The organism is Cohnella luojiensis (assembly GCF_004564235.1).
GTDB classification, from domain to species: Bacteria; Bacillota; Bacilli; order Paenibacillales; family Paenibacillaceae; genus Cohnella; species Cohnella luojiensis.
Window position 1 is genome coordinate 1 of record NZ_SOMN01000007.1, and the last position, 26,694, is coordinate 26,694.

At 51.0% G+C, this 26,694-nt stretch carries 28 protein-coding genes and 1 riboswitch; of the genes, 4 read left to right on the forward strand and 24 right to left on the reverse strand.

Features of this window, described 5'->3' with window-relative positions; translation table 11 throughout:
- Window positions 1-355: 355 nt before the first annotated feature.
- The 5 genes from E2980_RS07580 to ytxC form a co-directional block, all read right to left on the reverse strand.
- Complete coding sequence (locus tag E2980_RS07580; protein WP_240702927.1) at window positions 356-712, reverse strand: hypothetical protein; 357 nt, start codon at window positions 710-712, stop codon at window positions 356-358.
- Between the two features lie 97 nt (window positions 713-809).
- Window positions 810-2,255, reverse strand: coding sequence for a methyl-accepting chemotaxis protein (locus E2980_RS07585; protein WP_135151580.1), 1,446 nt, complete (start codon window positions 2,253-2,255; stop codon window positions 810-812).
- A gap of 302 nt (window positions 2,256-2,557) precedes the next feature.
- Entirely contained in the window at window positions 2,558-3,079 is a 522-nt protein-coding gene (locus E2980_RS07590) for an RNA polymerase sigma factor (RefSeq protein WP_135151581.1), read from the reverse strand.
- Window positions 3,080-3,260: 181 nt separating this feature from the next.
- Window positions 3,261-5,201 carry a threonine--tRNA ligase gene (gene thrS, locus E2980_RS07595; protein ID WP_135151582.1) on the reverse strand — a complete coding sequence of 647 codons (1,941 nt, stop codon included), beginning with the start codon at window positions 5,199-5,201 and terminating at the stop codon, window positions 3,261-3,263.
- A gap of 379 nt (window positions 5,202-5,580) precedes the next feature.
- Entirely contained in the window at window positions 5,581-6,474 is an 894-nt protein-coding gene (gene ytxC, locus E2980_RS07600) for a putative sporulation protein YtxC (RefSeq protein WP_167747028.1), read from the reverse strand.
- Window positions 6,475-6,591: 117 nt separating this feature from the next.
- Here ytxC and E2980_RS07605 point away from each other — a divergent pair, with 117 nt between their 5' ends.
- On the forward strand, window positions 6,592-7,704 hold the full coding sequence (locus E2980_RS07605) for a GGDEF domain-containing protein (protein WP_135151584.1): 1,113 nt from the start codon (window positions 6,592-6,594) through the stop codon (window positions 7,702-7,704).
- A gap of 69 nt (window positions 7,705-7,773) precedes the next feature.
- Here E2980_RS07605 and mqnC read toward each other — a convergent pair whose 3' ends face one another.
- The 4 genes from mqnC to metA all read right to left on the reverse strand — a co-directional run bounded on the left by mqnC (window position 7,774) and on the right by metA (window position 12,327).
- The gene (gene mqnC, locus E2980_RS07610; protein ID WP_135151585.1) at window positions 7,774-8,910 is read right to left on the reverse strand and encodes a cyclic dehypoxanthinyl futalosine synthase; all 1,137 of its coding nucleotides are present in this window, start codon (window positions 8,908-8,910) and stop codon (window positions 7,774-7,776) included.
- 103 nt (window positions 8,911-9,013) lie between these two features.
- Entirely contained in the window at window positions 9,014-10,192 is a 1,179-nt protein-coding gene (locus E2980_RS07615) for a MalY/PatB family protein (RefSeq protein WP_135151586.1), read from the reverse strand.
- Window positions 10,193-10,220: 28 nt separating this feature from the next.
- Entirely contained in the window at window positions 10,221-11,378 is a 1,158-nt protein-coding gene (locus tag E2980_RS07620) for a PLP-dependent transferase (RefSeq protein ID WP_135151587.1), read from the reverse strand.
- 16 nt (window positions 11,379-11,394) lie between these two features.
- Complete coding sequence (metA, locus tag E2980_RS07625; protein WP_135151588.1) at window positions 11,395-12,327, reverse strand: homoserine O-acetyltransferase MetA; 933 nt, start codon at window positions 12,325-12,327, stop codon at window positions 11,395-11,397.
- Window positions 12,328-12,420: 93 nt separating this feature from the next.
- A riboswitch (SAM riboswitch) is annotated at window positions 12,421-12,533 on the reverse strand.
- 362 nt (window positions 12,534-12,895) lie between these two features.
- Here metA and corA point away from each other — a divergent pair.
- Window positions 12,896-13,831: a magnesium/cobalt transporter CorA gene (gene corA / locus E2980_RS07630; RefSeq protein ID WP_135151589.1), complete on the forward strand. Its 936-nt coding sequence runs from the start codon at window positions 12,896-12,898 to the stop codon at window positions 13,829-13,831.
- A gap of 85 nt (window positions 13,832-13,916) precedes the next feature.
- On the opposite strand, the gene E2980_RS07635 is transcribed toward corA, so the two are convergent.
- Entirely contained in the window at window positions 13,917-14,915 is a 999-nt protein-coding gene (locus tag E2980_RS07635) for an HRDC domain-containing protein (RefSeq protein WP_135151590.1), read from the reverse strand.
- Between the two features lie 220 nt (window positions 14,916-15,135).
- On the opposite strand from E2980_RS07635, the gene E2980_RS07640 reads away from it, so the two are divergent.
- Both E2980_RS07640 and E2980_RS07645 read left to right on the forward strand, forming a co-directional pair.
- Window positions 15,136-15,432 carry a DUF3055 domain-containing protein gene (locus E2980_RS07640; RefSeq protein ID WP_205699943.1) on the forward strand — a complete coding sequence of 99 codons (297 nt, stop codon included), beginning with the start codon at window positions 15,136-15,138 and terminating at the stop codon, window positions 15,430-15,432.
- Window positions 15,433-15,492: 60 nt separating this feature from the next.
- Window positions 15,493-15,768, forward strand: a complete 276-nt coding sequence (locus E2980_RS07645; protein ID WP_135151591.1) for a hypothetical protein — start codon at window positions 15,493-15,495, stop codon at window positions 15,766-15,768.
- Window positions 15,769-15,826: 58 nt separating this feature from the next.
- Here E2980_RS07645 and uxaC read toward each other — a convergent pair whose 3' ends face one another.
- The 14 genes from uxaC to E2980_RS07715 all read right to left on the reverse strand — a co-directional run bounded on the left by uxaC (window position 15,827) and on the right by E2980_RS07715 (window position 26,626).
- On the reverse strand, window positions 15,827-17,233 hold the full coding sequence (gene uxaC, locus E2980_RS07650) for a glucuronate isomerase (RefSeq protein WP_135151592.1): 1,407 nt from the start codon (window positions 17,231-17,233) through the stop codon (window positions 15,827-15,829).
- 175 nt (window positions 17,234-17,408) lie between these two features.
- Window positions 17,409-18,329: a 5'-3' exonuclease gene (locus E2980_RS07655; protein WP_135151593.1), complete on the reverse strand. Its 921-nt coding sequence runs from the start codon at window positions 18,327-18,329 to the stop codon at window positions 17,409-17,411.
- Between the two features lie 10 nt (window positions 18,330-18,339).
- Window positions 18,340-19,527, reverse strand: coding sequence for an aminotransferase class I/II-fold pyridoxal phosphate-dependent enzyme (locus E2980_RS07660; protein WP_135151594.1), 1,188 nt, complete (start codon window positions 19,525-19,527; stop codon window positions 18,340-18,342).
- The gene (locus tag E2980_RS07665; RefSeq protein WP_420808627.1) at window positions 19,524-19,898 is read right to left on the reverse strand and encodes a Spx/MgsR family RNA polymerase-binding regulatory protein; all 375 of its coding nucleotides are present in this window, start codon (window positions 19,896-19,898) and stop codon (window positions 19,524-19,526) included. The genes E2980_RS07660 and E2980_RS07665 overlap by 4 nt, the downstream gene beginning before the upstream one ends.
- Before the next feature lie 36 nt (window positions 19,899-19,934).
- On the reverse strand, window positions 19,935-20,900 hold the full coding sequence (locus E2980_RS07670; RefSeq protein WP_135151595.1) for an RluA family pseudouridine synthase: 966 nt from the start codon (window positions 20,898-20,900) through the stop codon (window positions 19,935-19,937).
- Window positions 20,887-21,477 (reverse strand): cob(I)yrinic acid a,c-diamide adenosyltransferase, encoded by a 591-nt coding sequence (locus E2980_RS07675; RefSeq protein WP_135151596.1) that lies wholly within the window; start codon window positions 21,475-21,477, stop codon window positions 20,887-20,889. The genes E2980_RS07670 and E2980_RS07675 overlap by 14 nt, the downstream gene beginning before the upstream one ends.
- Window positions 21,449-22,051, reverse strand: a complete 603-nt coding sequence (locus tag E2980_RS07680; RefSeq protein WP_135151597.1) for a bifunctional adenosylcobinamide kinase/adenosylcobinamide-phosphate guanylyltransferase — start codon at window positions 22,049-22,051, stop codon at window positions 21,449-21,451. Before E2980_RS07680 ends, E2980_RS07675 begins: the two co-directional genes overlap by 29 nt.
- Window positions 22,052-22,134: 83 nt before the next feature.
- On the reverse strand, window positions 22,135-22,386 hold the full coding sequence (locus tag E2980_RS07685; protein ID WP_240702928.1) for an aspartyl-phosphate phosphatase Spo0E family protein: 252 nt from the start codon (window positions 22,384-22,386) through the stop codon (window positions 22,135-22,137).
- A gap of 122 nt (window positions 22,387-22,508) precedes the next feature.
- Window positions 22,509-23,741: an aminotransferase class I/II-fold pyridoxal phosphate-dependent enzyme gene (locus tag E2980_RS07690; protein WP_135151598.1), complete on the reverse strand. Its 1,233-nt coding sequence runs from the start codon at window positions 23,739-23,741 to the stop codon at window positions 22,509-22,511.
- A gap of 31 nt (window positions 23,742-23,772) precedes the next feature.
- Complete coding sequence (locus tag E2980_RS07695) at window positions 23,773-24,264, reverse strand: Lrp/AsnC family transcriptional regulator (RefSeq protein WP_135151599.1); 492 nt, start codon at window positions 24,262-24,264, stop codon at window positions 23,773-23,775.
- Between the two features lie 150 nt (window positions 24,265-24,414).
- The gene (locus tag E2980_RS07700) at window positions 24,415-24,777 is read right to left on the reverse strand and encodes a spore coat protein (RefSeq protein WP_135151600.1); all 363 of its coding nucleotides are present in this window, start codon (window positions 24,775-24,777) and stop codon (window positions 24,415-24,417) included.
- A 10-nt stretch (window positions 24,778-24,787) separates the two neighbouring features.
- A complete protein-coding gene (locus E2980_RS07705; protein ID WP_135151601.1) occupies window positions 24,788-25,012 on the reverse strand; it encodes a hypothetical protein in 225 nt (74 codons plus the stop codon).
- A gap of 136 nt (window positions 25,013-25,148) precedes the next feature.
- Window positions 25,149-26,066: a cysteine synthase A gene (cysK, locus tag E2980_RS07710; protein ID WP_135151602.1), complete on the reverse strand. Its 918-nt coding sequence runs from the start codon at window positions 26,064-26,066 to the stop codon at window positions 25,149-25,151.
- Window positions 26,063-26,626, reverse strand: a complete 564-nt coding sequence (locus tag E2980_RS07715) for a hypothetical protein (RefSeq protein ID WP_135151603.1) — start codon at window positions 26,624-26,626, stop codon at window positions 26,063-26,065. The genes cysK and E2980_RS07715 overlap by 4 nt, the downstream gene beginning before the upstream one ends.
- Window positions 26,627-26,694 lie beyond the last annotated feature (68 nt).

A 26,694-nucleotide genomic window follows, 5' to 3' on the forward strand; every position in this document is an offset into this window, starting at 1 on the left:
GCCCATTGAGATTAAGAGTTGCATAACCGTTTCAAAGGGCAACTTTTTCTTTCGGGTAAAATCTTTTCTAGGGTTTTTGACATAAGGTGCTGGTGATGCTGACATTTCTCGTATGAGGGATGTCAGCGTTTCTTTTAGCGAATTCGCATAGGCATTCATTGGCGTAACCTCCTCGTTTTTTCAAGGGGCTTCGCCACACTTTTTCATCTACTTGTCAAGTCCTGTTTTCATTTTTTCATGCAAAAAAAAGAGCGGGCTATCTTTTAGATAACCTGCTCTTGTTCTTAATTTTGGCCCTGCGCCTTAACTTAATGACATTGGGCAGCAGCCCAACCTTTTTTCATGTCTTCGTCAATTAGGGTAATAGATCCGGAAGTACCGCAGGCACGGAGCCGTTCAACATTTCGCGATATCCGGCAATCTCGATACGAAGCGCTCTCGCCTTTTCGATCGGTTTTTTAACATAATGAATATATTCAAGCGCCAAATGATGGTCAGGCTTCTTGCCGGATAACATGCGGCGAAGCGTAGACATCGACCGATAAGCCTGTTCCTCCAGCCTTAGTCTCCGCTCGTAGCGTTCCACCATCTGTTCAATCTCAGTAATCTCCTGCTCCCGCTTGGAAATTAATGCTTCCAGCAAGGAATGTACCTCCGCGGTTTTGCGTCGAGGAGCGGATGAGAGCGGAATCGATACCGAAGGTTCCATCATGATAGATCACCTGCCTAATTCTTGTTAACTTTCATCACATTATCACTATCATACCGGAAATTTCTCCATTTGAGAACTGTTTTTGCCGATTTATTTGTTAAGAAACCACAATATCGATTCCGATTACCCCGAAAGCCGTCCCATCGATCCTTCTCAGCGGCATAGAAACTGTCATGCAGGGCCTCTTCGTGATGGCGGAGATGTACACCTCGGATACGAAGGTTTCCCCTTCCATGGCCCTCTTCCACCATTCCCGGCCTCTAGCGTTCAATAATCCGGCTTCCGGCTCGGAATAGACAAAGGAACCATCGCTTCTATTAGACCAGATCGCTTCCATTCCCGCCGTTCTCTTCAGCCATCCTCCGAGCACCTCGCGATGATTGTCCTCCGACATTCCGGCAAGAGTAGGATCAGACGCCAAGGTACGCAGCAGATCTGACCAACGGGCTGTATCGGAAGCGACTGCGCCTTCCCACGCGCGCCCGCCCGCGTTCTGCACCGCTGATACCAATTCATCCGCCGATTCTTTAAGCTCTTCGGATACGCGTCCTAAGTTATTGATTTCCGCCCTTTGTCGCTTATTCTGGGCCAACGTGTCATCTACGCTGCCTAACGTCAAGCTAACGGATTCGACTACATCCACGAGCATAGCGTTTGCGGCTGTCGTTCGATCCGCTTGCTCAACCGCGAATTCAAGCGTTTTACCAACGTGCTCGTCTACCTTTAAGAACGAATTGAAGATGACGTCCATTTTCTCCCGAGTCTTGCTCATTTCGACTAGCCCGAGGGATACTGATTTCTTCTCTTGCTCAACCGAACTTACCACCTGGCGAATACCCGACTCGATATTCTGTACGATGCTCGTCGAACGCTTGACTGCTTGTCCGCTTTGCTCCGCCAGCTTCCTGATCTCTTGGGCAACGATCGAGAATCCGCGCCCATGCTCTCCCGCATGAGCGGCTTCAATCGCGGCATTCAATGCAAGCAAGGAGGTTTGCGTGACGATTTCTTGAATCAGCTCGTTGATCTCGCTAATCTTGGAAGCCTGCGCGATCAAGCCGTTTACGCGCTCCTCCATCGATCCGTGATTATGGGATAGGTCGTTCATGACCTCATCGGTATGGTTCAGGGAGCGGCATACCTCAACGACGACTTCTCTCGTCTTCTGGCTTTGGGAGCTCAATTCCTCCGTAACTCCGCGAATTTCTTGAGAGGCCGCGGATACCTCCTGCAACGAGGAGAATGCCTCTTCCAAGCGAATCATTGCCGTTTTACTGTGCTGGCGCAGCTTCTCCTCTTGTTCCGCAGCCCGATCGGCTATGCCATCCAGCTGGCTCATGCTGGAGTCTACTTCGGAAACCGCCGCCTGAAGACGATCCGCGATAACAACGGCTTCCTCTATCATATGTCGAAGGGCTTCTGGCTTCGTCTCATCAGAGGTATTCTCCTCCGTAGCGGCAACGCTTGTATGATCTGGCCGAGCAATTCGAATTTGGTTCGATCCCTTGCCACTGCCCTTTAACCACCGTTGCCATTGCGCCATCTCGCACCACTCCAACCATTCAATTATCGAAATTATGTTAGTTTTTCTAACATTATATACCGATTATTGACAAAAAGAAAGAGACCGTTAGGGGTCTCTTTCGCGCAAATCCGACACTTAGTAACTAGCGATTGGACTGATTTGAATTTTTTTGAGAGGCTTTGTTAGCCGTGCTGTTGCTAACATTCGATTCAGATGCAAATTCCGCTTGGTAGGCATTTGCGTTTCCCATTTTTTGTTTCTTATTCTTTGCCACTGTCATCCTCACCTCCACACCATAGCATGGACAGAGAAGAAATGGATTATGTATATCGATCTACGTCCTCGACTTGGGTTTTCAACCTCGCCTTGCCGCGATGAATCCGGGCTTTTACGGTACCAACGGGCAATTGCAGCGCCGTCGCGATTTCGGCATCCTTCAGACCGTAATAGAACTTATACAGAAGAAGCGTTCTTGTAACAGGATCCAACCGCCCCAATAAATCGGACAGTTCCATCATCGACTCCGGATCAAAAACAGATTTGATACCCGCGATCTCATGCTCCAGATAATCGTCGATTCGCTCGTGACGCCTTGCGCGATTAGCATTCGAAGCAAGGTTAGAGGCGATCGCCTTGGCCCAAGGAATTAACTTTTCCTTGTGCCGCAATGTCGATCTCTTCTCTAAAATACGCACCCAGGCTTCTTGTACCACGTCACCCGCATCGTTCTTATGCCACAGCTTATGGCGAACGACCTTCAACATCTGGGTATAAAGCTCGCCTAGTACTTCTTCTTCTGACCAGAACGCTTCCGGTAATTGAGAATCACGGAGGAAGTCCATGTTTCCAGCCACTCCTAAAAGGACGCATATTTGAAGTAATCTTATTCTATCATAAACGCAATAAAAAGAGAATATTTTCCATTTAATAGGAAATACGCGACAATCCCATCCTCGCCCGGAAGAAGAGCCCGCAAGCAAATTCGCTCATGGGCTCCTTCTCTTATCCTATTAATATTCAACTTCAATCAATGCGTTTAGAAGCGATTTCTCCGGAAATCCTTGCTACGAACTCGTCGACAGACTGCGCACCCAAATCCCCTTCGCCGCGGCGGCGGACGGATACGGTGCCGTTCAAGGACTCATTCTCCCCGATAACGAGCATGTATGGAATTTTCTCCAACTGGGCTTCGCGGATCTTATATCCGAGCTTCTCGTTGCGCAAATCCGATTCCACGCGAACGCCGGCACGTTGCAGCTTCTCTTCGACCTCTCTGACATAAGGCTCGTAGATCGGATTGACGGGAATCAGCTTCGCTTGAACGGGCGACAGCCAGAGCGGCAACGCCCCCGCGAAATTCTCCAATAGGAATGCGGTCATGCGCTCCATCGTACTGATGATGCCTCTGTGAATAACGACTGGCCTGTGCTTCTTGCCGTCATCCCCGGTATATTCAAGTTGGAATCGCTCCGGAAGGAGAACGTCTAATTGCACGGTCGACAGCGTCTCTTCCTTGCCTAACGCCGTTTTGATTTGAACGTCGAGCTTCGGACCGTAGAATGCCGCTTCGCCCTCCGCTTCGAAGAACGGCAGGTCGAGCTCCTCCACGACTTCGCGCAGCATACGCTGGGAAGTTTCCCACATCTCGTCGTCAGGCCAGTACTTCTCGGTATCCTTAGGGTCCCTGTACGACAAACGGAAACGATAATCCTTAATTCCGAAATCTTCGTAAACTTCGCGAATAAGATTCACGACCCGGGTAAATTCATCCTTGATTTGATCGAACCTGCAGAAAATGTGCGCATCGTTCAACGTCATGGCGCGCACCCGATGCAAACCTGTCAAAGCCCCGGACATCTCGTAACGATGCATAGTGCCGAGCTCGGCAACCCGAACCGGCAAGTCGCGATAGCTGCGCATTTCGCTCTTATATACCATCATATGGTGCGGACAGTTCATCGGCCGAAGAACCAGTTCTTCGTTGTCCAGAATCATTTTAGGGAACATATCTTCTTGATAATGCTCCCAGTGTCCCGAAGTCTTATAAAGATCCACATTCGCGAGAACCGGAGTGTACACATGGGAATACCCTAGTCTTTCCTCCAGATCCACGATATATCGCTCCAAAGTTTGACGAAGCTTCGCTCCGTACGGCAGCCATAACGGCAATCCCTGGCCAACCTCGCGCGAGAAAGTGAACATCTTCAACTCGCGGCCTAGCTTACGGTGATCCCGTTTCTTGGCTTCCTCAAGGAAGTGAAGGTGATCGTCCAGCTCGGCTTTCTTCGCGAATGCCGTTCCGTATATCCTTTGCAGCATCTTGTTCTTGCTGTCGCCGCGCCAGTAAGCACCGGCAACGCTGAGCAGCTTGAACGATTTGATCCGTCCAGTCGACGGAAGGTGAGGCCCGCGGCAGAGGTCGAAGAACTCGCCCTGGTCATAGAGGGTGATCGCGACTCCTTCCGGCAAGTCTCGAATCAGCTCAAGCTTTAACGGATCGGAGATTTCCTCGAAAATACGAAGCGCCTCGTCCCGGCTAACCTCCCGCCTTACGATGGGCAGGTTTTCCTTTACGATTTTCTCCATTTCCTTTTCGATAAGGGAGAGATCCTCCGAGGAAATAGGCTGTTCCATATCGATATCGTAATAGAAGCCGTCTTCAATGACAGGACCAATGCCCAGCTTTACTTTATCCGCGCCGTAAATCCGTTTAATGGCTTGCGCTAGCAAGTGAGCCGTGCTGTGGCGCATCACTTCCAGCCCTTCCGCATTATCGAGGGTTACAATCTCAAGAGCAACGTCTTGGGAAAGCGTAGTATTCAAATCCACCACTTTACCATCTACTTTACCCGCAACCGCGACCTTCTTTAGCCCGGGGCTGATCGAGAAAGCGACATCCTCGACAGTAACGCCCGCATCGTAGGATCGGATCGCTCCATCGGGCAATTTCACTTGAACCGACATATTCGAATACCTCCTTTGTTTTTTTGGGAAACAAAAAAACACCTCGTCCCGAAAGGGACGGGTGCTCTGAATGCGGCCCGTGGTTCCACCCTCCATTAACCGGCAATTGCGAACTACCGATACTCTGGCATGTAGATAACGGTCATGACCCGGCAGGGAATACTAGCGCCATCACCATGGTGATCCGCGCATTCATCCCGGCAGCTCGAAAGGGGTCAACGCCAGTCGGTATCGGAAGGAACTTGCAGCCTAGGTTCCTCTCTCTGTGCCGTCCAGTACTAGCATTGTTGGCTTTCTCATCGCTTCTGAATGTGGATTGATATCGAACATTATAACTACTTGAAGGTGTTCCAGTCAAGGGTCAACAGTTAATGATCGGTTAATGGGCCGGCAAATCGGGATAAAAAGCGGCTCTATCCCCGAAAATCCCGATAATGGTGCGAATGACCTGCGATTCCGGCTCCTTCGTGTGAATATACAATTGGCGAGGGGATGCCGCAAGCAATCGACTTACGACACGGCTTTCTTCCTCCTGCTCCTCCTCGCGCACCTCTAGATGACCCCTCTTCTCGGACCCATTCAAATCCGGATTCTCCTGTTCAAGCGGGCGCATCTCCTCATCCAGCAATCGAAAAGCGTGCCCTCCGGAATGCAGAACGTGCACGGTGGATGTTCTTGTCTCCTGCCATTCCACCATCGATTTGAGAAGCGTCATGAATTCCTGATACTGCCTCTCCATTAGCCTTTCTTCTATCGCCGTTTCCGCTGCCTCCTGGACTTCGGCACGGTAATCGCTTAGTCGAAATCTCAAAAAACCATCCAGATGCAAACGCTCGTGATCCTCTAAGTAAAGGGAAAAACGGGACGCCAGCTTCTGCAGCCGTCTTTCTCTGCCTCGCCCCATCCAAACTTCTCCGATCTCCGGCTCGCCATCCAACAAGGAAACGGCTTCCGCGATCAATAAATCGGTCTCAACCTCGTCTTTAAGCCCTAAGCGCGTCTGATACAGGCTTCGGAGCAATGAAGGCTCCTGATCGGACAGCATATATTCCGCAAGCACCCGCCCCACCCGATCGCAATATTTCTTTTTATCTTGGGGGCCAGGCCCTAAAGGAAATTGGCAACGGATATACCCGTCTTCCCGGCACAGTTCCCATTCCACGCTGCCCACGGGATTTTCCGTGCCGACTAAAGTACGATTCAGCATACCGGCTAGACGTTCCAACGAAGGATGATCATTCCCGTACTCTACAACGAATTGTGCCTTCTTCAAATCTACACCTCCATCCTCCATGCTTGTTACTTACTATATGGTGGCCCAAAAAGGGATATACGATGGGTTGTTGGTTATGGTATATTTTATGAAGTTTGATCGTGAAAGGAAGTCCATATGTCTTTGCCTTCGTTGGAAATTAATCAAGAACGCTGGAATCGTATGCTCATCAAGAGTTATTGGGCGGCATTGCTAATCTCGATCCTCGTCGAATGCCTTTTTTTGATCGGCACTAAGGTTCCTACCGTAGAATTCATTCATGCATACATCATTAGGCCTACGGTTATCCTTGCTATTGTCGTATTGCTTGCAGAACTCGGCGTACGATATTTATCTAAACATCACGACTACGTTCTCATTTCCGCCGCCACTTTGATGACCGTAACGATAACGACAATTCACTCCTCATTGGAGTATCTCCTGTTCTTCCTCTTTTTCCCCATCATGATCAGCATATTTTATTTCCAATATAAGAAATTGCTTTTCGCTATCTTGAATACGGGAATTGCGTTGCTCTGCATATACATCTTTGATCCGGATATCAATCGCAATGTTACCTTCGTTGGACTTATGGCTATGGCGAGTATTCTTCTGATATACAGCGGTATCGCGTTCGTTGTATTGGCACGGGGCAGAGAAGTGTTAATTCATCTCCGCACTTCATACGAATCCAATCAAGAACTGCTCGTCCGAACGATCTTGATGGACAAGCTCGCCAAGACGGATGCCTTAACCGATACCTATAACCATATGGCATATCATGAATATAAGGATCATCTTGTAGAGCAAGCCGACAAAGGCGGGATGTTATTGCATTTAGCGATCATGGACATCGACAATTTCAAGATGGTCAATGATACCTATGGGCATAAAGCCGGGGACGAGGTTCTTAAGGAAGTCGCTTCAATCGCTCGTTCAAAGACGGGAAGCAACGATATTGTCGCGCGGTATGGCGGGGAAGAATTCGTTATCCTGTTTACTGAAAAAAGCTTTCAAGAGGTATTCGATCTCGTGGAGGATATACGGAACTCAATCGCATCGACTACACATGCTGCGCTTCAGCATTCGAACGTAACGGTCAGCATCGGATTGAATCCTTATTTCCCAGGAATGGGCAGGGAAGAATTATTCCTAGGGGCGGATGCCGCCCTGTACGAAGCCAAGCATTCCGGCAAGAACCGTACGGTGCTGGCTACGGCTGCGCTAACGGATCAATCGATATCGAGTTAGCTTTTCGAAAATGTAAAAAACTCCGCCCTTCAAGCAGGGGCGGAGTTTTTGCTTTTGTAACGGCAAGAATTAATTCTGCATCACGTAATCCTTCGTAACCGTATCGTTCTCGTTGTAAATCTTGATGGTCTGGTACTTCGTGTTGCGTTGCGCGGGTATTTTCCCAGCTTCGCGGATCAATTTAAGGATAAGTTCGATATTGACCTTATGCGTCGTACCCGCCGCGGAAACCACGTTTTCTTCGATCATCGTGCTTCCGAAGTCGTTGCAGCCGTAGGAAAGCGACAACTTCCCTACATCAGGCCCCATCGTTACCCACGAAGATTGGAAATTATCGATATTATCGAGCGCAATCCGGCTAATCGCCAGCGTCTTCAGGTATTCCTCCGGCGTAGCCTTGACGCGCTTCATATTGGTGTTCTCGGGTTGGAAGGTCCAAGGAATGAACGCCAAGAATCCCGGCGACGGATAGTTGTTGTTTAGGCACTCGTCTTGAGCGTCACGAACGCGCATAAGATGCAGCGCCCGTTCCTCCATGGACTCGCCGAAACCGATAACCATCGTAGCAGTTGTGTTCATGCCCGCTTTGTGAGCTGTTGTCATGACGTCCATCCAATCGCGCCACGTGCCCTTCAGGCGACTGATTTTTTGGCGGGTCCTATCATCCAGGATTTCCGCTCCTCCGCCTGGCAGCGAGTCAAGGCCGGCTTCATGAAGCTGGCGGACGACATCCTCAAGCGGAATATTGCCAGCCACCACCTGCATCTTGCGGATTTCCGCAGGCGAGAAGGAATGCATCGTAATTTCGGGGAAACGCTGCTTAATCGCACGCAGCAAATCCAAGTAATAACTAAACGGTAAATCCGGGTTCGTACCGCCCTGCATCAGGATTTCAGTTCCGCCTACATCGATCGTCTCCTGAATCTTCCGGAAGATGAGCTCGTCCGGCAAAACGTACCCTTCCTTGGAGCCTGGCGCACGGTAGAAAGCGCAGAACCTGCAATATACGTCGCATACGTTCGTATAATTCACGTTACGCCCTACCACGAACGTCGTAATCGGCTCCGGATGCTTCCTTAGCATCAGTTGGTTCGCCGTATGTCCCATCTTCTCTATCTCATCGCTCTCGAATAAGGCAACGATATCTTCTAACCGCAATCTCTTCCCTTGTAAAGCTCCTTCTAAAATCCGGTCCACTTGGTTCATATCCGGACCCTCCTTCTTACGGGACTATAGTCCTTGTGCTATGCTGCATCGATTACCTCATCGTAACACAAAAACACCGCGGCAGTCACCCGCGGGCTTTTGACTATTTATTCGTTTCTTTAACGGCTGAGGCGAATTTCTCTAAAGCTTCCATCAGCAAGGATCGCCTGCATGCGATATTCACGCGCAAGAATCCCTCTCCTTGTTTACCGAAGACGGAGCCTTCGCTGAACGCGACGCCTGCCTTGTCGAACATGAGTTGCTTAAGCTCTTGAGCCTTGTTCGAAACGGCAGTGCAATCCATCCATACCAAGTAGGTTCCATCAGGCTTTATGATCTTCACTTGCGGAAGATGCTGCTCCGCGAACGATAGCAACGCGTTCAGGTTACCTTCCAAGTAATCCAACAACTGATCGAGCCACTCTTCGCCGTGCGTGTAGCTGCTCTCGATCGCGGTCAGCCCGAAATAGCTCTCCATGTGAATGGATAATGTTTTCAGCAGGGCATTATATTTGCGCCGGATCTCCCCGTTCGGGATAATTACCGACGCAGCTTGGAGGCCTGCCAAGTTAAAGGTTTTGCTCGGCGTGATACAAGTGACCGAATGCTGCGCGAACGTTTCAGATAATGAGGCGTATGGAACATGCTTATGTCCGGAGAATACAAGATCTTGATGAATCTCATCCGCTACGACTAGCACGTTGTATCTCGAGCAAATGTCGCCAATTCGCTCCAATTCCTCTTGCTTCCATACGCGTCCGCCCGGATTGTGCGGAGAGCACAGGAGCAACATTTTGGCGCCAGCCTTCGCTTGCTCCTCCAGCAACTCAAAGTCGATCGAATATCGTCCGTCCTCGAGGATCAACGGGTTGTCGACGACGGTTCGTCCGTTCATCTTGATTACGTCATAGAACGGATAATATACGGGGGATTGCAGGATGATACCGTCCCCGGGCTCCGTGAAAGCCAGCACCATGATGCTTAAAGCCGGAACGACGCCGGGGCTGGAGGAGATCCACTCTTGGTTGATCGTCCATCCGTGCCGTTTGGATAACCACCCTACAATCGCATCGTAGAAAGCTTGCGTACGAACCGTGTATCCATATATTCCTTGCTCCGCTCGGCGCGTGATCGCTTCCACGACTTCCTTCGGAGCTTCGAAATCCATGTCCGCGACCCATAAAGGCAGGATGTCCGGCCGGCCGAACAGCTTCTCGCATTGATCCCATTTATAAGAGGCCGTATCGGTCCGGTCAATGATTTTATCGAAATCGTATCTCATATGGCAGCTTCCCTCCGATCGCACCTCGTTATCCGTTAATTTCCCGCTCCGCGGCTTCAATCGCTTGATTCAGGTCATTCATGATATCGTCCACATGTTCGATCCCGACGGAGAACCTCAGTAAACGGTCATCTACTCCGACGGCACGGCGAATTTCCTCGGGAATATCGGCATGCGTCTGAACGGCTGGATAAGTCATAAGGGATTCCGCGCCGCCTAAGCTTTCCGCGAACGCAATTAATCGAATGTGGCGAAGAATCGGTTCGATCGTCCTGGCATTCTTCATCTTGAAGGAAAATATTCCCGTATTGCCGGAAGATTGGGTTTTCTGAATAGCATGCCCGGGATGATGCGGAAGCGCCGGATAATACACCTCTTCGACGGATGGATGAGTCTTCAGCCACTCGGCTATGCGCGTCGCGTTATATTGATGGCGCTCCATGCGAAGCGCCAACGTTTTCATGCCCCGCATGAGCAGCCAGGAATCCTGCGGACCGAGCACCGCTCCGATCGAATTGTGCAGGAAGGCTACGTCCGCGGACAGCTTCTCGCCTTTCGTGACGATAAGCCCCGCGAGAACGTCGTTATGCCCGCCTAAGTATTTCGTCGCGCTATGGACGATAATATCCGCGCCCAGCTCAAGCGGACGTTGGAAATAAGGCGTCAGCAAGGTGTTGTCTACGATGGTGAGCAGCCCTTTTTGTTTCCCCCATGCCGCTACCTTTGCGATATCGGTTACCATCATGAGCGGGTTCGTCGGCGTCTCGATCAGAATCGCTTTCGTATTCGGCGTCCGCCGGGATTCCAGCGCATCGAGATCGTTAGTATCGATATAGGAAGCCGTCACGCCGAAACGGGACATGATTTTCTCCAGCAGACGGTATGTACCGCCGTAGAGATCCAGCGAGACCAACAGATGGTCTCCCTGGCCGAAGAGGGCGAAGATGGTTTGCAACGCAGCCATGCCCGAGCTGCAGGCAAAACCCGCGTCTCCGCTCTCCAAATCCGCGGCAGCGTCTTCGAGAACGGAACGCGTCGGGCTCTTGGTGCGGGAATAGTCGAATCCCGTGCTCTGACCGAGGCGGGGATGACGGAAAGCCGTTGAATGATAAATGGGATAACTGACTGCACCGGTTTGCGGATCGTTCTGCGATCCGATTTGGGCCAAACGGCTTTCGATTTTCATAATAGTAAGCGGCCTCCTATCGCAACGTATATTGGTTCGCTTTGCCAAGCTCGAACGGCGTGGCTTGGTAAACGTAATAGTTCAACCAGTTGGAGAACAGCAAGTTGGCATGCGCCCGCCAAGTCGATACCGGTACTCGAGATGGATCGTTGTTCGGGAAATAATTCTTGGGCACGTCGATGCGAAGCCCTTTCGCTTTATCCCGGTCGTATTCCCATTTCAAGGATTGCGGATCGTATTCGGAGTGCCCGGTCACGAAGATTTGTTTGCCGTCGGAAGCAGCGGCGATGTATACGCCCGCTTCCTCGGACTCTGACCAGACTTCCAGCTCCGGGATTTTATCGATATCTTCGCGAAGCACATCCGTGTGGCGGGATTGCGGCACATAGAACATTTCGTCGAATCCGCGCAATAGCGGCGTGTTCGGCTTCGATATGCCATGCGGGTACACTCCGAAAATTTTCTCAGGCATAGAATATTTCGGAACCCCGAAGTGGTGGTACAATCCCGCTTGGGCGCCCCAACAGATGTGAAGCGTAGAGGTGACGTTGCTTACCGTCCAGTCCATGATTTCTTTCAACTCGTCCCAGTAGGTCACATCTTCGAAAGGAAGGTGCTCTACGGGAGCTCCCGTGATGATGAAGCCGTCGTATTGCTCGTCTTTGATATCTTCGAACGTTTTATAAAAGCTGGCCAAATGCTCGGCGGAAGTGTTCTTGGACATATGCGTCTTCGGGTGAATGAGCACGGCTTCCAGCTGCAGCGGGGTATTCCCGATCAGGCGAAGCAATTGTGTTTCCGTCGTTTCTTTGGTCGGCATTAAATTCAAGATCGCAATTCGCAGCGGGCGAATATCCTGATGGTAAGCAACGCTTTCGTCCATGACGAAAATATTCTCTCCCGCCAGCACTTCCTTAGCCGGCAAATGGTCTGGCACTTTAATTGGCATGTTCTTATCCTCCTGTCATGTTGCGGGTAATGAGACAAACAAAAAAACGACCCCAAATGAGATAGGGTCGTGTAGCAGATCGTACGCGCGCCCCTCTCATCTGTCAGAAACTTTACGTTTCCGCAAGATTTAGCACCGTGCGTCTAATGACTACGTCGGTTGCCGGGCTTCATAGGGCTAGTCCCTCCGCCTGCTCTTGATAAGATGGCAAACTCTATTCGGTTGTAGGGAAAACTACCCTTAATGTACCCGAAAATCCGATAGCAGTCAAGGTGCCGTTTTCCCATTGCTCTTGTCAAATTTTCTCCTTGAAAGGTTCGAGGGGTGAGGATTATACTTAACACGTCCATAGCGACGAATCGACATCAACTATTCGACTACAAAGGGGGGGAGCCGGACATGGAAGGCGATAATCCCAGGCCCAACGACAATATAATAAAGCATGCAGGATGGAATTCCGCATCTGGGACTATTTCTTTGTCCGGACTCTTCGGCTAAGATTTCACTTTCCAGTGGAGAGCGTCCGTCCTGCATGAACCTGTTCTGGACATGCAAAGGAGCGAATCCCATGAAAATTAGATTAGTAAATAATGGCGTATTTACGACCATCGAGGATATTAACGAAACGCTGATTCCGCCTAAGAACGGCTTTTATTGGATCGACGCGGACGTCGACGACCTTATCATCTTGCAGCCTTTGTTCGGCCTCCATGACTTAGCGGTCGAGGATTGCCTTGTGGAGGAGGAACAGCGTCCAAAGCTTGAAATTTACGAGAACCAATATTTCCTCGTCATTAACAGCATCCGCTTCGATGACGAGGAAATCTTCCTTCGGGCGTTGAACATTTTCCTTGGCCGACATTATCTCATTACGGTTACCCGCCAGAAGATCAACGAGCTCCGCAGCGTTAAGCCTATCCTCTGGGAGCAAGAGGTCAATACGTCCGACCGGTTCCTCTATCACCTTGTCGACATCGTAGTCGACAATTATATTTCCGTCGGAGACCGGATCGAGGCTAGAATCGAGAGCCTTGAGGAAGATATTCTCATGCATACGAAGAAATCGCATCTGACTGAAATTATCGGTCTCCGAAGCGAAATTCTATGGCTCAAGAAGGTGTTAGGCCCGCAACGCGAATTAATAGCGACCTTGAACAAGAAGGATTTGCGGCTTATCGATAACGAACTGCAGAAGTATTTCGGCGATATACACGAGAATGCGGTAAAAATCTACGAAACCTTTGAAACGTACCGCGATCTCATGGGCAACTTACGGGAAGCTTACCAGTCCAGTCTCGCCAACCGCGCGAATGAAATCATGCGCGTCTTTACCGCTCTAACGACCATCTTCATGCCTTTAACGTTCATTACCGGGATATACGGAATGAATTTCGATTATATTCCCGGCATGCATTTCAGCTTTGGGTCGGTTGTATTAATCATCTGCATGGGTGCGATCGGTTTCGGCATGTTCTACTTCTTCCGCAAGAAAGATTGGCTATAACGCCATGAAATTATTGACTGAATACTTGACTTAAGCCCGCCTCCTCCTCGGAGACGGGCTTATTCTTAAGTCGGCGTTGATCGCCTCAGACAACCGCCCTGCTCACGCGGCGATGCCGGATCCGCATCATCCGCAGCTTCTCGTACTGCCTTTCCACCTCATCTTCGCTGGCGCTTGCTTCCCCATACACCTTGCGCAGCAACGGCTTTAAATAGCGGTCGCCTAGCTGCTGCATGGCCGATTCGATTTGGATGGATTCTTCCGGGGTTAACTCGAGCAGCTCCTTGTCCACTACGGGCAACACATCGTAACCTTCTTCGTCCAACCTCTCGATGCGCTCCAGCAGCTTACGGCGCGGGCAGTTCAGTTCGCCCTCGAGTTGTTCGAGGTTCCGCCCTTCTCGGATACCGTGCAGCAGCGACCTCTTTTCTTTCACCGTGGCCAATGCTTTGCCGTATTTCTCTTCCTTCTGCTGGAACATCCAGGAAGATAATTGGTCATCGCTTACGGCGCTTGCTATCCAAGCGTCAAGCGGATAAGCGTGTTTCCGCTCGGCAGTCTTAAGCAATTCAATGATTTCATTCCCGTAGCGTTCGACTTTGACTTTGCCGAATCCCGGAATTTGTCCTAACTCTTCGAGCGTATGCGGCAAGTATACCGCCAGCATCTGCAGTTCGCGATTGGTCGAGATCAGGTAAGCGGATTTCTTCTCTTCAACGGCTTTGGCTCTTCTCCATACCCGAAGACCCGCGGCGATCTCTTCGGCCTCTTGCGAGTCCGCATAGCACTGAAGCAATTGCGGAAGGGCCGGGCGACGCTCCCAGAACGGAGTTTCCTCCAGCATTCCGTCCAGCAAGGGACGAAAGCCCAGCTTCATCTTAAGCGCCACGCCATGACGGAAGGCGGCGAGCAACTCTTCCCAACTCATGCCCTCGTACCATAAGTCTTCTACGGCGGATTGTTGCTGGTCAATCACGCGCCAGCCTGCGCTCCAAATCCCTTGAAGCTCCCCGATGAACACATGCGCTCTTTCCTCCGACTGACCTGTTACCCGTTCGAATTGATTCAAAAACACGACCTGCATCCTGAATCCTCCTTAGCCGCTTCAGCGGCGTAATAATGGTCTGTTCAGCAGCAAAGCCGGCGTTGGAACGCAAAAAAGCACCTCCCGCCGGTCGGCGATGAGGTGCTTCCTCTTCGTGCAAACATGAACAGCTATAGATTATCAAAATTATCCAAGTTAGGCAAGACCTCTTCGATCATTTATAATGGGGAAAGCAGCAACGCCAAGGAGGACTTATACGATGAATATGAAGGATTTCGATTTCTTGTCGGATTCGACGGAACAGACGACGACTCGCTTCGTTACGTTCGTTACGCCCGGCTTGAAACGCTTCGACTTAGCGATCCTGTCGACGAACCGGTTTTACGGCAAGAAACTCGTTACGGATTTAATGTTCGGCCGAAGCGCCATTCTCGGCCCCGACGACCTGGAGGAAGAAGGCGTGCTGGAGTCGGTATTCCGCATTAACGAGGAGGAAGCAGCCGAGCTCTCCCAATTCCTCAGCCTTGTCCTGGGCGCCGTGAACTTTACGGACTAGCGGGCGGGACAAACGGATATTCTAATGAAAATTACCCTATTCCGTTAGGAGGTTTCCGTCATGTTCCCGTTTCGCTCGGAGAAAAAGCAACCGAAAGCCGATTTAGCCACGGTAGAATCGCAACGCAACGACTTGACCGCGGAGGAATTTCCCGAAGGTCCTTACGGCTCCGACAACCTATCGGCGACTTTAGGCAAAAGCACCCCGTGGCGAGACGATCAACGTTCGCCTAACTCATTCAGCTATGAGAACCGGGAGCTCCACGCGGGGATGGATCGCGATTACCCTGGCGACCACGACGTCCATAGCGAGAGCGACGAACCGGGATTACATTAGCCTATCACAGAAAACCGTCAGGAGATCCCTGACGGTTTTTTCGCGATAAGAGTTCAACTTAAAACCCAAAGTAGTTTTTCGCGTTTTTATAACAGATATTTTCCACCATGCCGCCCAGAAGCTCCGGATCGTAAGGTACTTCGCCCCGAACAACCCACTCTCCAAGCATATTGCAAAGAATTCTCCTGAAATATTCGTGCCGCGGATAGGAAAGAAAGCTGCGGGAATCGGTAAGCATCCCGACAAAGCGGCTCAAGAGCCCAAGGTTGGCCAGCACGTTCATCTGCTCCAGCATGCCATCCTTCGTATCGTTAAACCACCATGCGGAACCTAGTTGAATTTTTCCTGGGACATTGCCGTCCTGGAAACTTCCCATCACCGTGCCCAGAACGTAATAGTCCTTCGGATTCAAAGAATAAAGTATCGTCTGAGGCAAGCCGTCTCTGGCTTCGATTCCATCCAGAATTTTCATTAGCGGATAGGCGAGCTGGCCGTCATGAATGGAGTCGAACCCCGTATCTGGACCTAGCTTGTTAAAAATGCGGCTATTGTTATTACGCGAGGCATGAATATGCAGTTGCATCGTCCAACCGCGCTTGGCGTATTGCGAGCCTAGGTGGATCAACGTAAATGTTTTGTGCTTCTGTTCTTCCTCTAAGCTGAGCGTTTTCCCGTTCAAGGCCTTGGCGAAAATCACCGATACTTCCTCTAAGCTTGTTTCGGCATAATAAACTTGATCCAGCGCATGATCCGAAACCTTGCACCCGACCTTGGCGAAATGATCGATCCTGTTTTCCAATGCCTCTAGAAATTGCTCATATGTATTCACCGGCATTGCCGCAGCATGACCCAGTTTCTTGACCCACGGTAAGAACGTGTTCCTCCGTATTTCCAAGCCTTTGTCGGGACGGAACGAGGGGAGCACTAGGCAGTCGAAATCTTCCAGCGATTGGATACCCTCATGATATTCGAGCGTATCCGTCGGATCGTCCGTCGTACAAATGACGTGAACCCGCTGATCGCGAATGATCCGCCTAACGGAAAATCCGTCCGTCCGCAATATCGCGTTTGCCTTTTCCCATATCAAAGGTCCATTCTTCTCGTTAATCGTTTCCTCGATGCCGAAATATCGGCGTAGCTCCAGATGAGACCAATGATACAGAGGGTTGCCAATCGTCGCAGGTACCGTCTTGACCCAAGCCATGAAGCGATCGTAATCGCTCACCCCGGGTCCTCCGGTAACGAGCGATTCGGGTATCCCGTTCGCCCGCATGGCCCTCCATTTGTAATGGTCACCGTAAAGCCATATCTCCGCTAAGTTATTAAAGCGCTTGTCCTCGTAAATCTCCTGCGGATTTAAGTGGCAATGATAATCTATGATCGGCTGAGGCGCAGCAAAGTCATGGTACAGCCGTTCCGATACGGAATTCTGAAGCAAAAAGTTGTCGTCCATGAAGTTTTTCACTTTCCTATCCCTCTCCCTTCAAATCGTTCAAAAAAATAACCCGGACTTCCGCCCGGGATTATCGTAAGAGCTGCCGCGTTTCCCCTTAACTGTAGCACTCTTCGTTATGAGATTGCTTTACTTGTATTCCTCGGATTCGGTTTCCATTTGATCGTGGAAATTAGAATGGGGGACGTTATCCAAGAAGCTTAACCAATCCGCCGAATTCCAACTCTTCGAACTTCAGGGCAGCCGCTTCCTTGCGCAGGTTCCAATGGCATTCCTCCAAAGCGCACGCGATGGGAACGTCCAATCGGATTCTCGCCAAATCCCTAGAGAGATGGAGCATATCCAAATTAGCCTCTATCTTGGCCTTCACGCCTTTGGGGAGCAAGTCCAAGTTTTCCAGTACGCCTTCGACGGTTTTGTATTCTTGAAGCAATTTCAATGCGATCTTCTCGCCGATCCCCTTAACTCCGGGGTAATTGTCGCTCGTATCGCCCATGAAGCCCTTGATATCGATTACCTGCAGCGGAGTCAATTGTTTTTCCGCGAACAAGGTTTCCAGATCGTAGACCATGTAATTCAATTTTCCTTTTTTCATGATGGCGACCTTTACCCGATCGTTCACCAATTGAAGCATATCGTGGTCGCCGGTCAAAATATAGACTTCCGAGTCCAAGCTGAGCTGGTTGGCCAGCGTTCCGATGCAATCATCCGCTTCGAAACCGCTGATCCCGATATTCGGGACGCCCATCTCGGCGACGACTTCTTTAACCAACTCGAACTGCGGGATCAACTCTAGCGGAGCCTCGGGCCGATTGCCTTTATAATCCGCGAATTGCTCCGTCCTGAACGTGGTGCTTCCCATATCCCAGCAACAGACCACATGCGTAGGCTGAAAGGTATTTATTGCGTCGAAGAAGTATTGGACGAAGCCGTACACCGCGTTCGTTGGCAAACCAGCCTTCGTTTTTCTAATATATCCGGAATAAGACGTAGCGAAGAAGGCTCTGAATAGAACGGCCATTCCATCGACGAGCAGTACTTTATTAAGATTAGGATTGCTTTGCACGTTGTTCTCTCCCCGTAAGTCTATCGTATTATCTCTTCTCATCTACTCTATTCTAGCATGGGTGCTTGGTTTTAATAAACCCGCCAATCCGTTTGGCTGCCTCTAGCAGGCAATCCTCCGGTTCTACCAGAGCCAGTCTAACGTAACCTTCCCCAAGCCCGCCGAATGCATTTCCGGGGATGGACGCAACACCCGTCGACGTTAACAATTCTTGCGAGAAAGAACGGGAAGTCCACCCTTCCGGCACCGGAGCCCACAAGAACATCGTAGCCCGGGGCGAAGGAACGTTCCAGCCCTGCTCGCGAAGCGCATGAACGAAAGCATCCCTGCGTCTCTCGTATAAGCCGGCTATCGGCTTGGGTTCTCGCATATCCATCTCAAGCGCGGCTATTCCGGCTTCCTGTGCACCTAGAAACACGCCGAAGTCGATATTGTTCTTCAACGCGCGCAAGGCTGCCAGAACGTCGCGGTTTCCTACCGCGAAACCTAGACGCGTTCCGGCCAAATGATAGGATTTGGAGAGAGAATGGAACTCTATCGCAACATCGGAAGCACCTGGTATCTCTAGGACGCTTGGAGGCCGCAATCCGTCGAATGCCATCTCGCTATAGGCATTGTCATGAACGAGAAGCACTTGCTGTCTGCGAGCCGTATAAACCGCCCATTCGAAGAAAGCCAAGTCCGCCGTTACGGACAACGGATTGCTCGGGTAGTTCAGAATCATGAATTTGACTTTATCCCAGACGGCTTGGGGAATCGCATCGAAATCGGGCAAATAGCCGTTCTCCGGAAGCAAAGGTAACGGAATCGCATCGACTCCGGCAACCGCTAATCCAGCGCCATATACCGGATAACCCGGATCCGGCAACAACGCTGCGTCCCCGGGATCGCTAATCGCGAGAGGCAAGTGCGCCAGTCCGTCCTGAGTCCCCATCAGCGACAACACTTCTTTCCCGGGATCAAGCTCCACCCGGAACCGATGCCGGAACCACTTGGCGACCGTTTCCCTGAAGGCAAGCGTACCCTCCGTTCCTGGATAACGGTAAGTATCGGGCCGTAAGCTTGCTGCCGCTAACGCGGCGCGGATCTGTTCCTGAGGCGGTTGATCCGGGCTGCCGATATCCAGGCTGATGACGGATAGTCCATTGCGCCGCGCTTCCTGCTTCCACTCCGCGACCTCCGCGAAAATGGCGGAGCCAAGCAGGTTAAGACGCTTCGATCTAAAATGGACGTTCTTCATGAGCGGTACCAAACCGGCCCGAAATCTTGCTCACGGAAACCAATGGTTACTTTGCTCCCGTCGCTGACGATCGGACGTTTAATCAGCATCCCGTTCGAGGAAAGCAGCTTTATTTTCTCCTCGTCGGTCATCGCGGATAACTTATCCTTTAGTCCCATTTCCCGATAAACTTCGCCGGATACGTTAAACCACTTGGAGATCGGCAACCCGCTCATGGCTATAAGTTCGATAAGCTCATCCGCAGCAGGCGGTATCGCTTTAATATCATGAAGGTCAAGCTCGTATCCTTGATGCTTTAATGCTTTAATCGCGCTCTTGCAGGTACTGCAAGTCGGTAAGTGATACATTTTCAGTACTTTTGCCTTAGGCACGTCGGAAAACCCCTTTATCGATCAAGTAACAACCACTTATCGATCTATCGTTCTTAACTCTTGCTGAAGCCGCAGCATATCAACTGGGAGCGTCGCTTCAAGCTTCATCTCCTCGCCCGTGACCGGATGACGGAAACCCAATCTTGCCGCATGAAGCGCTTGCCTGTCTATGATCGCCGAGAGTTTGGTGCCGATAGAAGATGTCGTCCATTTCTCCTCCGTATAATAGCTATCCCCGATGATCGGGCAGCCGATCGAAGTCATATGGACTCTTATCTGATGCGTCCTCCCCGTCCCAAGCCGAATTTCCAGAGCGCTGGCTTGATCGGAATAGGTCTCCGCAACTTTGTAGAACGTTTGCGACGGTGCTCCGTCTTCGCGAACGACGCGCCGATGGGGATCTTCCGTCTGTCTTCCGATAGGCGCATTGATCTCGCCTTCATTCTCTGGAGGACGACCATAGACGAATGTCCGGTATTCCTTCGTCACCGTTCCTTCCATCATCTGCGCGGATAATTGTAGTTGCGCCAAGGGGTGCTTTGCGATGACGACTAAGCCGGACGTATGCTCGTCCAACCGATGCACGGGCCGGAACCGGATACGTTCCCCGCGTTCCTGCCAATAATGCATCACTCCGTTCGCGAGCGTGTTGAGATAGTGTCCCGTAGTGGGATGTACGATGATTCCCGCCGGTTTGTTCAGTACCAGCAAATGGCTATCCTCGAAGACGATATCCAGCTCCATCGGTTGGGGCAGTATCGTTTCGGACGATTCCGCCTCCATGCGCAGGCTAATGACATCCCCCTCGCTCACCTTGTGGTTCGGCCAAACCTTCTGCCCGTTCACGGACAATCCTTCCTCGGATGTCTTAAGCCGCACCATCAGCCTGCGGGATATTCCGATTCGTTTGCGGAGGACATCCCTTAGGTTGCGTCCTTCGTCCGAGGCATTCGCGATGATCTCGATCGGGGCATAGTACTCCGCGCTATTATTTTGTTCCATCAGACCTCCGACGAAACACTTGCGCTCCCCGCTCGTACTCCACGTCGAGGAGTCCTAGCCGGGCATTGGAAGCTCTCGCCGCGGTAAAGAAGAAGTCCGATAGCCGGTTCAAGTATTTACGTACCTCCACGGGACAGTCTTGCTCGTCTGACAGCGTGACTACCCGTCTTTCCGCGCGGCGGCAAACGGTACGGCAAACGTGCAAGGAAGAGGCAACCTCGCTGCCTCCAGGAAGAATGAACCTTGTTATCGGCGGCGTCTGCGCTTCATAAAGATCGATCCAGCCCTCCAGCCGTTCCGTCATGGCCGGCGTGACCTTCATCTTCAGGGGGTCCGGCACCGCGTAAGAGAGATCCGATCCGCAATCGAAGAGCTCGTGCTGTATTAACGTTAGATGCTCGAGAAGATCCTGCCAATCGGCACCTTCATCCTTAGCCAGTACGGAAGCCGCAAGCCCCACGAAGCTGTTCAACTCGTCGATCGTCCCATAAGCCTCTACTCTGGTATCGTCTTTCTTAACTCGGCCGCCGATAACCGACGTCTTTCCTTCATCGCCGGTCCGTGTATATATTTTCATTCGTTAAATGCCTCCTTTTCAATCGGTAACCCTTCACTTCCGCGGCAATCCCCGACGTTATTCGGTACAGGACTTTGCTCGTTTCCACTAATCTGCGATTGGCGGCTGCCAATTTATAGAGAAAATCCCGTTCCCTTGAACCTAGAAATAATCCCGCGGCAACGTCTTCGGTAACGACGATGATTTTACCTTGGAAAGCAACGATAGCCGTTAGAACTTCTTGCCACTCGGCATCGATCCGAGCTTGCGCGTCAGGATAATCCGGCTCAATACGATTGAATACCGATCGCAGCCAGCCCGACAAGCTATCCACGACGATCACGCGACGATCCGCCCTGTAAAAGTTGGATTCGAGATTAATCGCATTCAGCTTGTGGGCAAGAGTTTCGTCCGCGGCGGAATATTCCCAAGGAAAATCGGCATTCGTCTCTTCGTAACGTTGCGTTGTTGTATTGTCGTTATCAGGAAAAGGAGGACAGAACAAGCGGATTCCTTCACGCCCGACCGTAAGAGCCAATTCCTCGGCGAATGCGGTTTTCCCGCTTCCGATTCCTCCGATTATTAACCACAGCATCGCCCGTCCCCCTTATCCTTGCGTAATCTCACTATAGCATAAACGCATTTTCGCTAAAAAGAAAAAAGAGGCCGGCGAATTGATCACCGAACCTCCTCCCGACTTAAGAGAACTTGTTTCATATATTCATTGATCTTAAGATCCAGCTTCCGGCTAAGCTCCATGACCGAATCGGCGATTAAAGAATGCTCTTGCAAGAAGGTATCCGTCATTTCCCTGCGCAGCCGATCGATTTCTTCCGCTAAATCCGTCACCTGGCTTGGGTAATGAGAGATGATGGGTGCATGGGCGCGTAAAGACGACATAGATATGGATTTATTCTCTGCCGTAGCCATGTACATTCCCCCTTCTCATGACGAAAATCCCGAATATCAGCAGGTTGAAAACCATGGTTATTATAGCAAAATAAGATAAAAAAGAACATCTTTTTTGAAAATAATCCATAAAAAGTACTTTTTTATTCCAAACTTCTAAGAAATAGGTTAATCCGTTCCAAGGCTTCCGTCAATTGCGTAACGGAAGTCGCATAGCAGCATCGGAGAAATCCTTCTCCGCCTTTGCCGAATACATGGCCTGGCACAGCCGCTACTTTAGCTTCCAGAAGCAATCTCTCTGCAAACTGCTCGGAGGTGAGACCCGTGGATTTAACCGATGGGAACGCATAGAACGCTCCATGCGGTTCGTGGCATTCCAATCCCATATCCCGGAAGCCTTGCACGACAAGGCGACGTCTCTGGTTATAGGATTCCATCATGCGATCCTTCTCTTCCAAACCGCCCTTGGTCAACGCCTCGAGCGCAGCAACTTGCCCCATCGTGGGAGCGCACATGATCGTATACTGATGAATCTTAAGCATGGCGCTGATAAGATCCGGATGGCCGCAAGCATAGCCCATCCTCCAACCCGTCATCGCGAATGCCTTGGAGAATCCGCTGACCAGAATCGTACGGTCCTTCATGCCCGGCAATGACGCGAAGCTCGCGTGGCGACCTCCATTGAAGGTAAGCTCCGCGTAGATTTCATCGGAAATCACGATCAAATCGTTCTCTTCTACGATCTTGGCAATCGGCAGCATTTCTTCGTACGTCATGATGGCGCCCGTCGGATTGCTCGGGTAACAGAGGATAAGTATTTTCGATCTTGGCGTGATCGCGGCTTTCAAGCTAGCGGCCGTCAGCTTGAACTGATCCTCCGCGAACGTCTCGATGCCTACCGCCACGCCTCCGCTGAGAGACGTAATCGGCGAATAAGAAATATAACACGGTTCCGGTACGAGAATTTCGTCGCCAGGCTCGATAAGAGCGCGCAGCGCGAGATCGATTCCTTCGCTGCCTCCGACCGTGACGATCATTTCCTTAGCCGGGTCGTAAGTCAGGTGAAATTGATTGTTTAAGTATTGTCCGATAGCTTCCCGCAGCTCGGGCATACCCGCATTCGGAGTATATTGCGTCTTCCCCTTCTCGAGGGAATACACCGCGGCATCCCTAACTCGCCATGGAGTGACGAAATCCGGTTCGCCGACACCGAGCGTAATGATATCCTTATCCTTGCTCGCGCTGACCAGATCGAAAAAACGCCGGATTCCAGAAGGCGGAATCGCGCGCGCGTGCGCGGCAAGATGGTGTTGCATTCCGCCGCTCCGAGACCGTTCAATCTGCTGGATTTGCGGCTTTTCCTCATCTTTTATCATGTGGCATTCTTCCTTTGCGATGGACTGCTATTTATGGGGACACGAGTAAACGGTGATCATCCTCGAACTCTTCGAAAATAATGCCGTCCTGTTTATATTTCTTAAGAATGAAGAAGCTTTTGGTCGAAATAACGGATTCGATGGTGGAGAGCTTGTTGGAGACGAACGAGGCAACCTCTTTCAGATTTTTCCCTTCGATCTCAACGAGCAAGTCATAGGCTCCGGACATCAAGTAAACCGATTTCACTTCCGGGTACAGATAGATGCGCTCCGCTATGTTCTCGAAACCGCGACCTCTTTCGGGCGTGCATTCAACCTCGATAAGCGCCGTCACCTTCTCATCGTCTACCTTGCTCCAGTTAACGACCGTCGCGTATTTAACAATGACGTGATCCTGCTCCATCTCCGCTATCGCCGCGGAAACGTCCTCTTGCTTAGCGCCAAGCATAGTAGCGATCGTGGCTGCGGACAAGCGGGCGTCTTCCTTGAGCAGATCCAAGATGCTTAATTTGAATTCGTTCATCGTGATCCCTCCTGAGTTACTCTTCATCATACATCAAATACAGGCTGCATGAAAAGTTAAAAAAGGGGAACTTCGAAAAAATCCCCGTATCGGCAAACCGTGCCAATAAGGGGATCGCGGGCCTTGAGCGATAGGGGATGTTTAGATCGATTATTGGTATGCAGGAATCGGGTTGTTACCCGTAGAAGCAGGAGGTATCTGGCTTTGAGCAGCCTGCGTTTGTTGCACGAATTGGGCGGTTTTTTGCTGCGTCTGCTGGTATTGCTTGATCTGTTTATCGACTTCCTGCTTCAAAGCGGAAGAAGATGCATTATACATATTGTTTTGTTGCATGGCGGTATACAGCTCGCCCTGCATGGTAAGGGTGTTATTTAGCAATTGGGTGAACATTTGGCGAACTTCCGGACATACGGATTCCGTCGCCGCGGTAGCGTATTCGCGCGTTACCCTCTTGAGATCCGAGAGAATTGTGTAAGCCATATCTTCGTCGGTTAGAGTCGGTTTGTTAAGCATGCTTTCCCTCCTAGGATTGGGGTTGTGTCGGCGCCAATGGCTGATGCTGCTGAAGAGCGCTTAAAAGCGTACCGTATTGTTGCGTGTGTACGTCAACCATGTGGGAGCAGGATTGCTGGAGCTGAACGTTAGTCATCGTAGCCGCCGCCACCGCGCACTGCTTGATAAACAACTCTTCATTGGACATAGAGTCTACGATGTATTCCAATTCTTTGGCGGTCAACGCTTGCATCATGAGCAGATTTCCTCCTAAACAGTCTTTTAGACATCAGGAAGTAGTCTGTCTTGATATAATGAAGGTTATTCACGCAAAGAAACATCCGCAGGGATTCACGGATGTTTCGACCGTATTATTAAGGATAGGATTAGCTTTAGAAAATATCCATGCTGAGATACCTTTCGCCTGTATCGGGGGCGATACACAGCACCCGTTTTCCGGGTCCTAATCGGCGCGCGATCCGCAATGCCGCCCACACGGACGCCCCGGAGGATGGGCCGACCAATAATCCTTCTTGGCGCGCCAGCTGCCTGGTCGTTTCGAGAGCGTCCTCGTCCGTGACCTGGATGATCTCATCGTATACGGACGTATTCAGGATTTGCGGAACGAATCCCGGGCTGGTTCCTACCAGCTTGTGGGGACCCGGTTGTCCGCCGGACAATACCGGCGAGCCCGCAGGCTCGACCACGGCAACGTGGAGTCGCGGAAGTGCCGACTTCAAGGCTTCGCCTGTTCCCGTTACCGTACCGCCTGTACCTGACGTCGCGACGAATGCGTCCAATCTTCCGTCGGTTTGCTCGAGAATCTCGATCGCGGTCGTCGTACGGTGAATGTCCGGGTTCGCGCGGTTCTCGAATTGATTCGGCATGTAACTGCCAGGGTTCTCGTCAAGCAATTGTCGCGCCTTGGCTATAGCCCCCGGCATTCTCTCGGCAGCCGGGGTCAGCACCACCTCGGCACCGTACGCCCGCAGCAGCAAGATACGTTCGGCCGTCATATTATCCGGCATGACCAGGATTAGCCGGTAGCCCTTGGCCGCGGCATACATCGCTAGTCCGATCCCCGTGTTGCCGCTGGTAGGCTCAATGATCGTGCTCCCAGGACTTATGAGCCCGCGAGCTTCCGCATCGATTAGCAGTCCCGATGCAGCTCGATCCTTAACGCTGCCGCTTGGATTCATTTTCTCCAGCTTCACGAACACATCCGCATCCTCGGGTCCCGTTAATCGTTGCAACTGGACGGCTGGAGTATTCCCGATTAATTCGATTACGGAATTCACCATGCGCGTCATGAGTCTGAGCCCGTCATTCTGTCTTCGGAAGTTTCTTGACTCAATCTGCGAACGACTTGATGGCGATGAGCATCTCCGAGGAAAGACTGCACCGTGAAGCAGGAAGGACAAACGTACATCGTTAATGTAAATGGAGCTTCAATAACCGCTTCCCCCAATGCTTCCGGTATCCTCGGACGAAACTGATTGGCGGAAATGAGTTGTTCCCCGGATTCTACCATGTATTCACGGCAAACCGGGCACTCCGGAACAAGCTCTTGCTCATTAAGAAGCTGTTCCACCGTTTCCTCGAATCGTTGCAGCTCATCATCCTGCTCGATCATGTTCTCTTCATCGACCCAGCTTATATCCTCGTCGATGGACACCATGGCGGTATCCTCGTCTTGTTCGGAATCATCTTCGAACTGTTCCTCGTCCTCTTCTTCATCTTCGCCGATATTCAGCTTCAACGTCCGGTACCCATCCAACTCATTGTCGCATACCGGGCATATTTTATCAGGCTCCTGGCCTTCTTCTTGCATGATTTCGCTTTGACACCAAGGACAGATCACTACGGCCATATTAGGTTAAGCCTCCTTCATCATATAAAAAACACCGATTAAAACAAATAATATCGCCAATGCAAGAA

Coding starts and splice junctions, on each gene's coding strand:
- E2980_RS07580 (WP_240702927.1), bottom strand. CDS start 712: ATGATGGAACCTTCGGTATCGATTCCGCTCTCATCCGCTCCTCGACGC.
- E2980_RS07585 (WP_135151580.1), bottom strand. CDS start 2,255: ATGGCGCAATGGCAACGGTGGTTAAAGGGCAGTGGCAAGGGATCGAAC.
- E2980_RS07590 (WP_135151581.1), bottom strand. CDS start 3,079: ATGGACTTCCTCCGTGATTCTCAATTACCGGAAGCGTTCTGGTCAGAA.
- thrS (WP_135151582.1), bottom strand. CDS start 5,201: ATGTCGGTTCAAGTGAAATTGCCCGATGGAGCGATCCGATCCTACGAT.
- E2980_RS07605 (WP_135151584.1), top strand. CDS start 6,592: ATGTCTTTGCCTTCGTTGGAAATTAATCAAGAACGCTGGAATCGTATG.
- mqnC (WP_135151585.1), bottom strand. CDS start 8,910: ATGAACCAAGTGGACCGGATTTTAGAAGGAGCTTTACAAGGGAAGAGA.
- E2980_RS07615 (WP_135151586.1), bottom strand. CDS start 10,192: ATGAGATACGATTTCGATAAAATCATTGACCGGACCGATACGGCCTCT.
- E2980_RS07620 (WP_135151587.1), bottom strand. CDS start 11,378: ATGAAAATCGAAAGCCGTTTGGCCCAAATCGGATCGCAGAACGATCCG.
- metA (WP_135151588.1), bottom strand. CDS start 12,327: ATGCCAATTAAAGTGCCAGACCATTTGCCGGCTAAGGAAGTGCTGGCG.
- corA (WP_135151589.1), top strand. CDS start 12,896: ATGAAAATTAGATTAGTAAATAATGGCGTATTTACGACCATCGAGGAT.
- E2980_RS07635 (WP_135151590.1), bottom strand. CDS start 14,915: ATGCAGGTCGTGTTTTTGAATCAATTCGAACGGGTAACAGGTCAGTCG.
- E2980_RS07640 (WP_205699943.1), top strand. CDS start 15,136: ATGAATATGAAGGATTTCGATTTCTTGTCGGATTCGACGGAACAGACG.
- E2980_RS07645 (WP_135151591.1), top strand. CDS start 15,493: ATGTTCCCGTTTCGCTCGGAGAAAAAGCAACCGAAAGCCGATTTAGCC.
- E2980_RS07655 (WP_135151593.1), bottom strand. CDS start 18,329: ATGAGAAGAGATAATACGATAGACTTACGGGGAGAGAACAACGTGCAA.
- E2980_RS07660 (WP_135151594.1), bottom strand. CDS start 19,527: ATGAAGAACGTCCATTTTAGATCGAAGCGTCTTAACCTGCTTGGCTCC.
- E2980_RS07670 (WP_135151595.1), bottom strand. CDS start 20,900: ATGGAACAAAATAATAGCGCGGAGTACTATGCCCCGATCGAGATCATC.
- E2980_RS07675 (WP_135151596.1), bottom strand. CDS start 21,477: ATGAAAATATATACACGGACCGGCGATGAAGGAAAGACGTCGGTTATC.
- E2980_RS07680 (WP_135151597.1), bottom strand. CDS start 22,051: ATGCTGTGGTTAATAATCGGAGGAATCGGAAGCGGGAAAACCGCATTC.
- E2980_RS07685 (WP_240702928.1), bottom strand. CDS start 22,386: ATGGCTACGGCAGAGAATAAATCCATATCTATGTCGTCTTTACGCGCC.
- E2980_RS07690 (WP_135151598.1), bottom strand. CDS start 23,741: ATGATAAAAGATGAGGAAAAGCCGCAAATCCAGCAGATTGAACGGTCT.
- E2980_RS07695 (WP_135151599.1), bottom strand. CDS start 24,264: ATGAACGAATTCAAATTAAGCATCTTGGATCTGCTCAAGGAAGACGCC.
- E2980_RS07700 (WP_135151600.1), bottom strand. CDS start 24,777: ATGCTTAACAAACCGACTCTAACCGACGAAGATATGGCTTACACAATT.
- E2980_RS07705 (WP_135151601.1), bottom strand. CDS start 25,012: ATGATGCAAGCGTTGACCGCCAAAGAATTGGAATACATCGTAGACTCT.
- cysK (WP_135151602.1), bottom strand. CDS start 26,066: ATGACGCGCATGGTGAATTCCGTAATCGAATTAATCGGGAATACTCCA.
- E2980_RS07715 (WP_135151603.1), bottom strand. CDS start 26,626: ATGGCCGTAGTGATCTGTCCTTGGTGTCAAAGCGAAATCATGCAAGAA.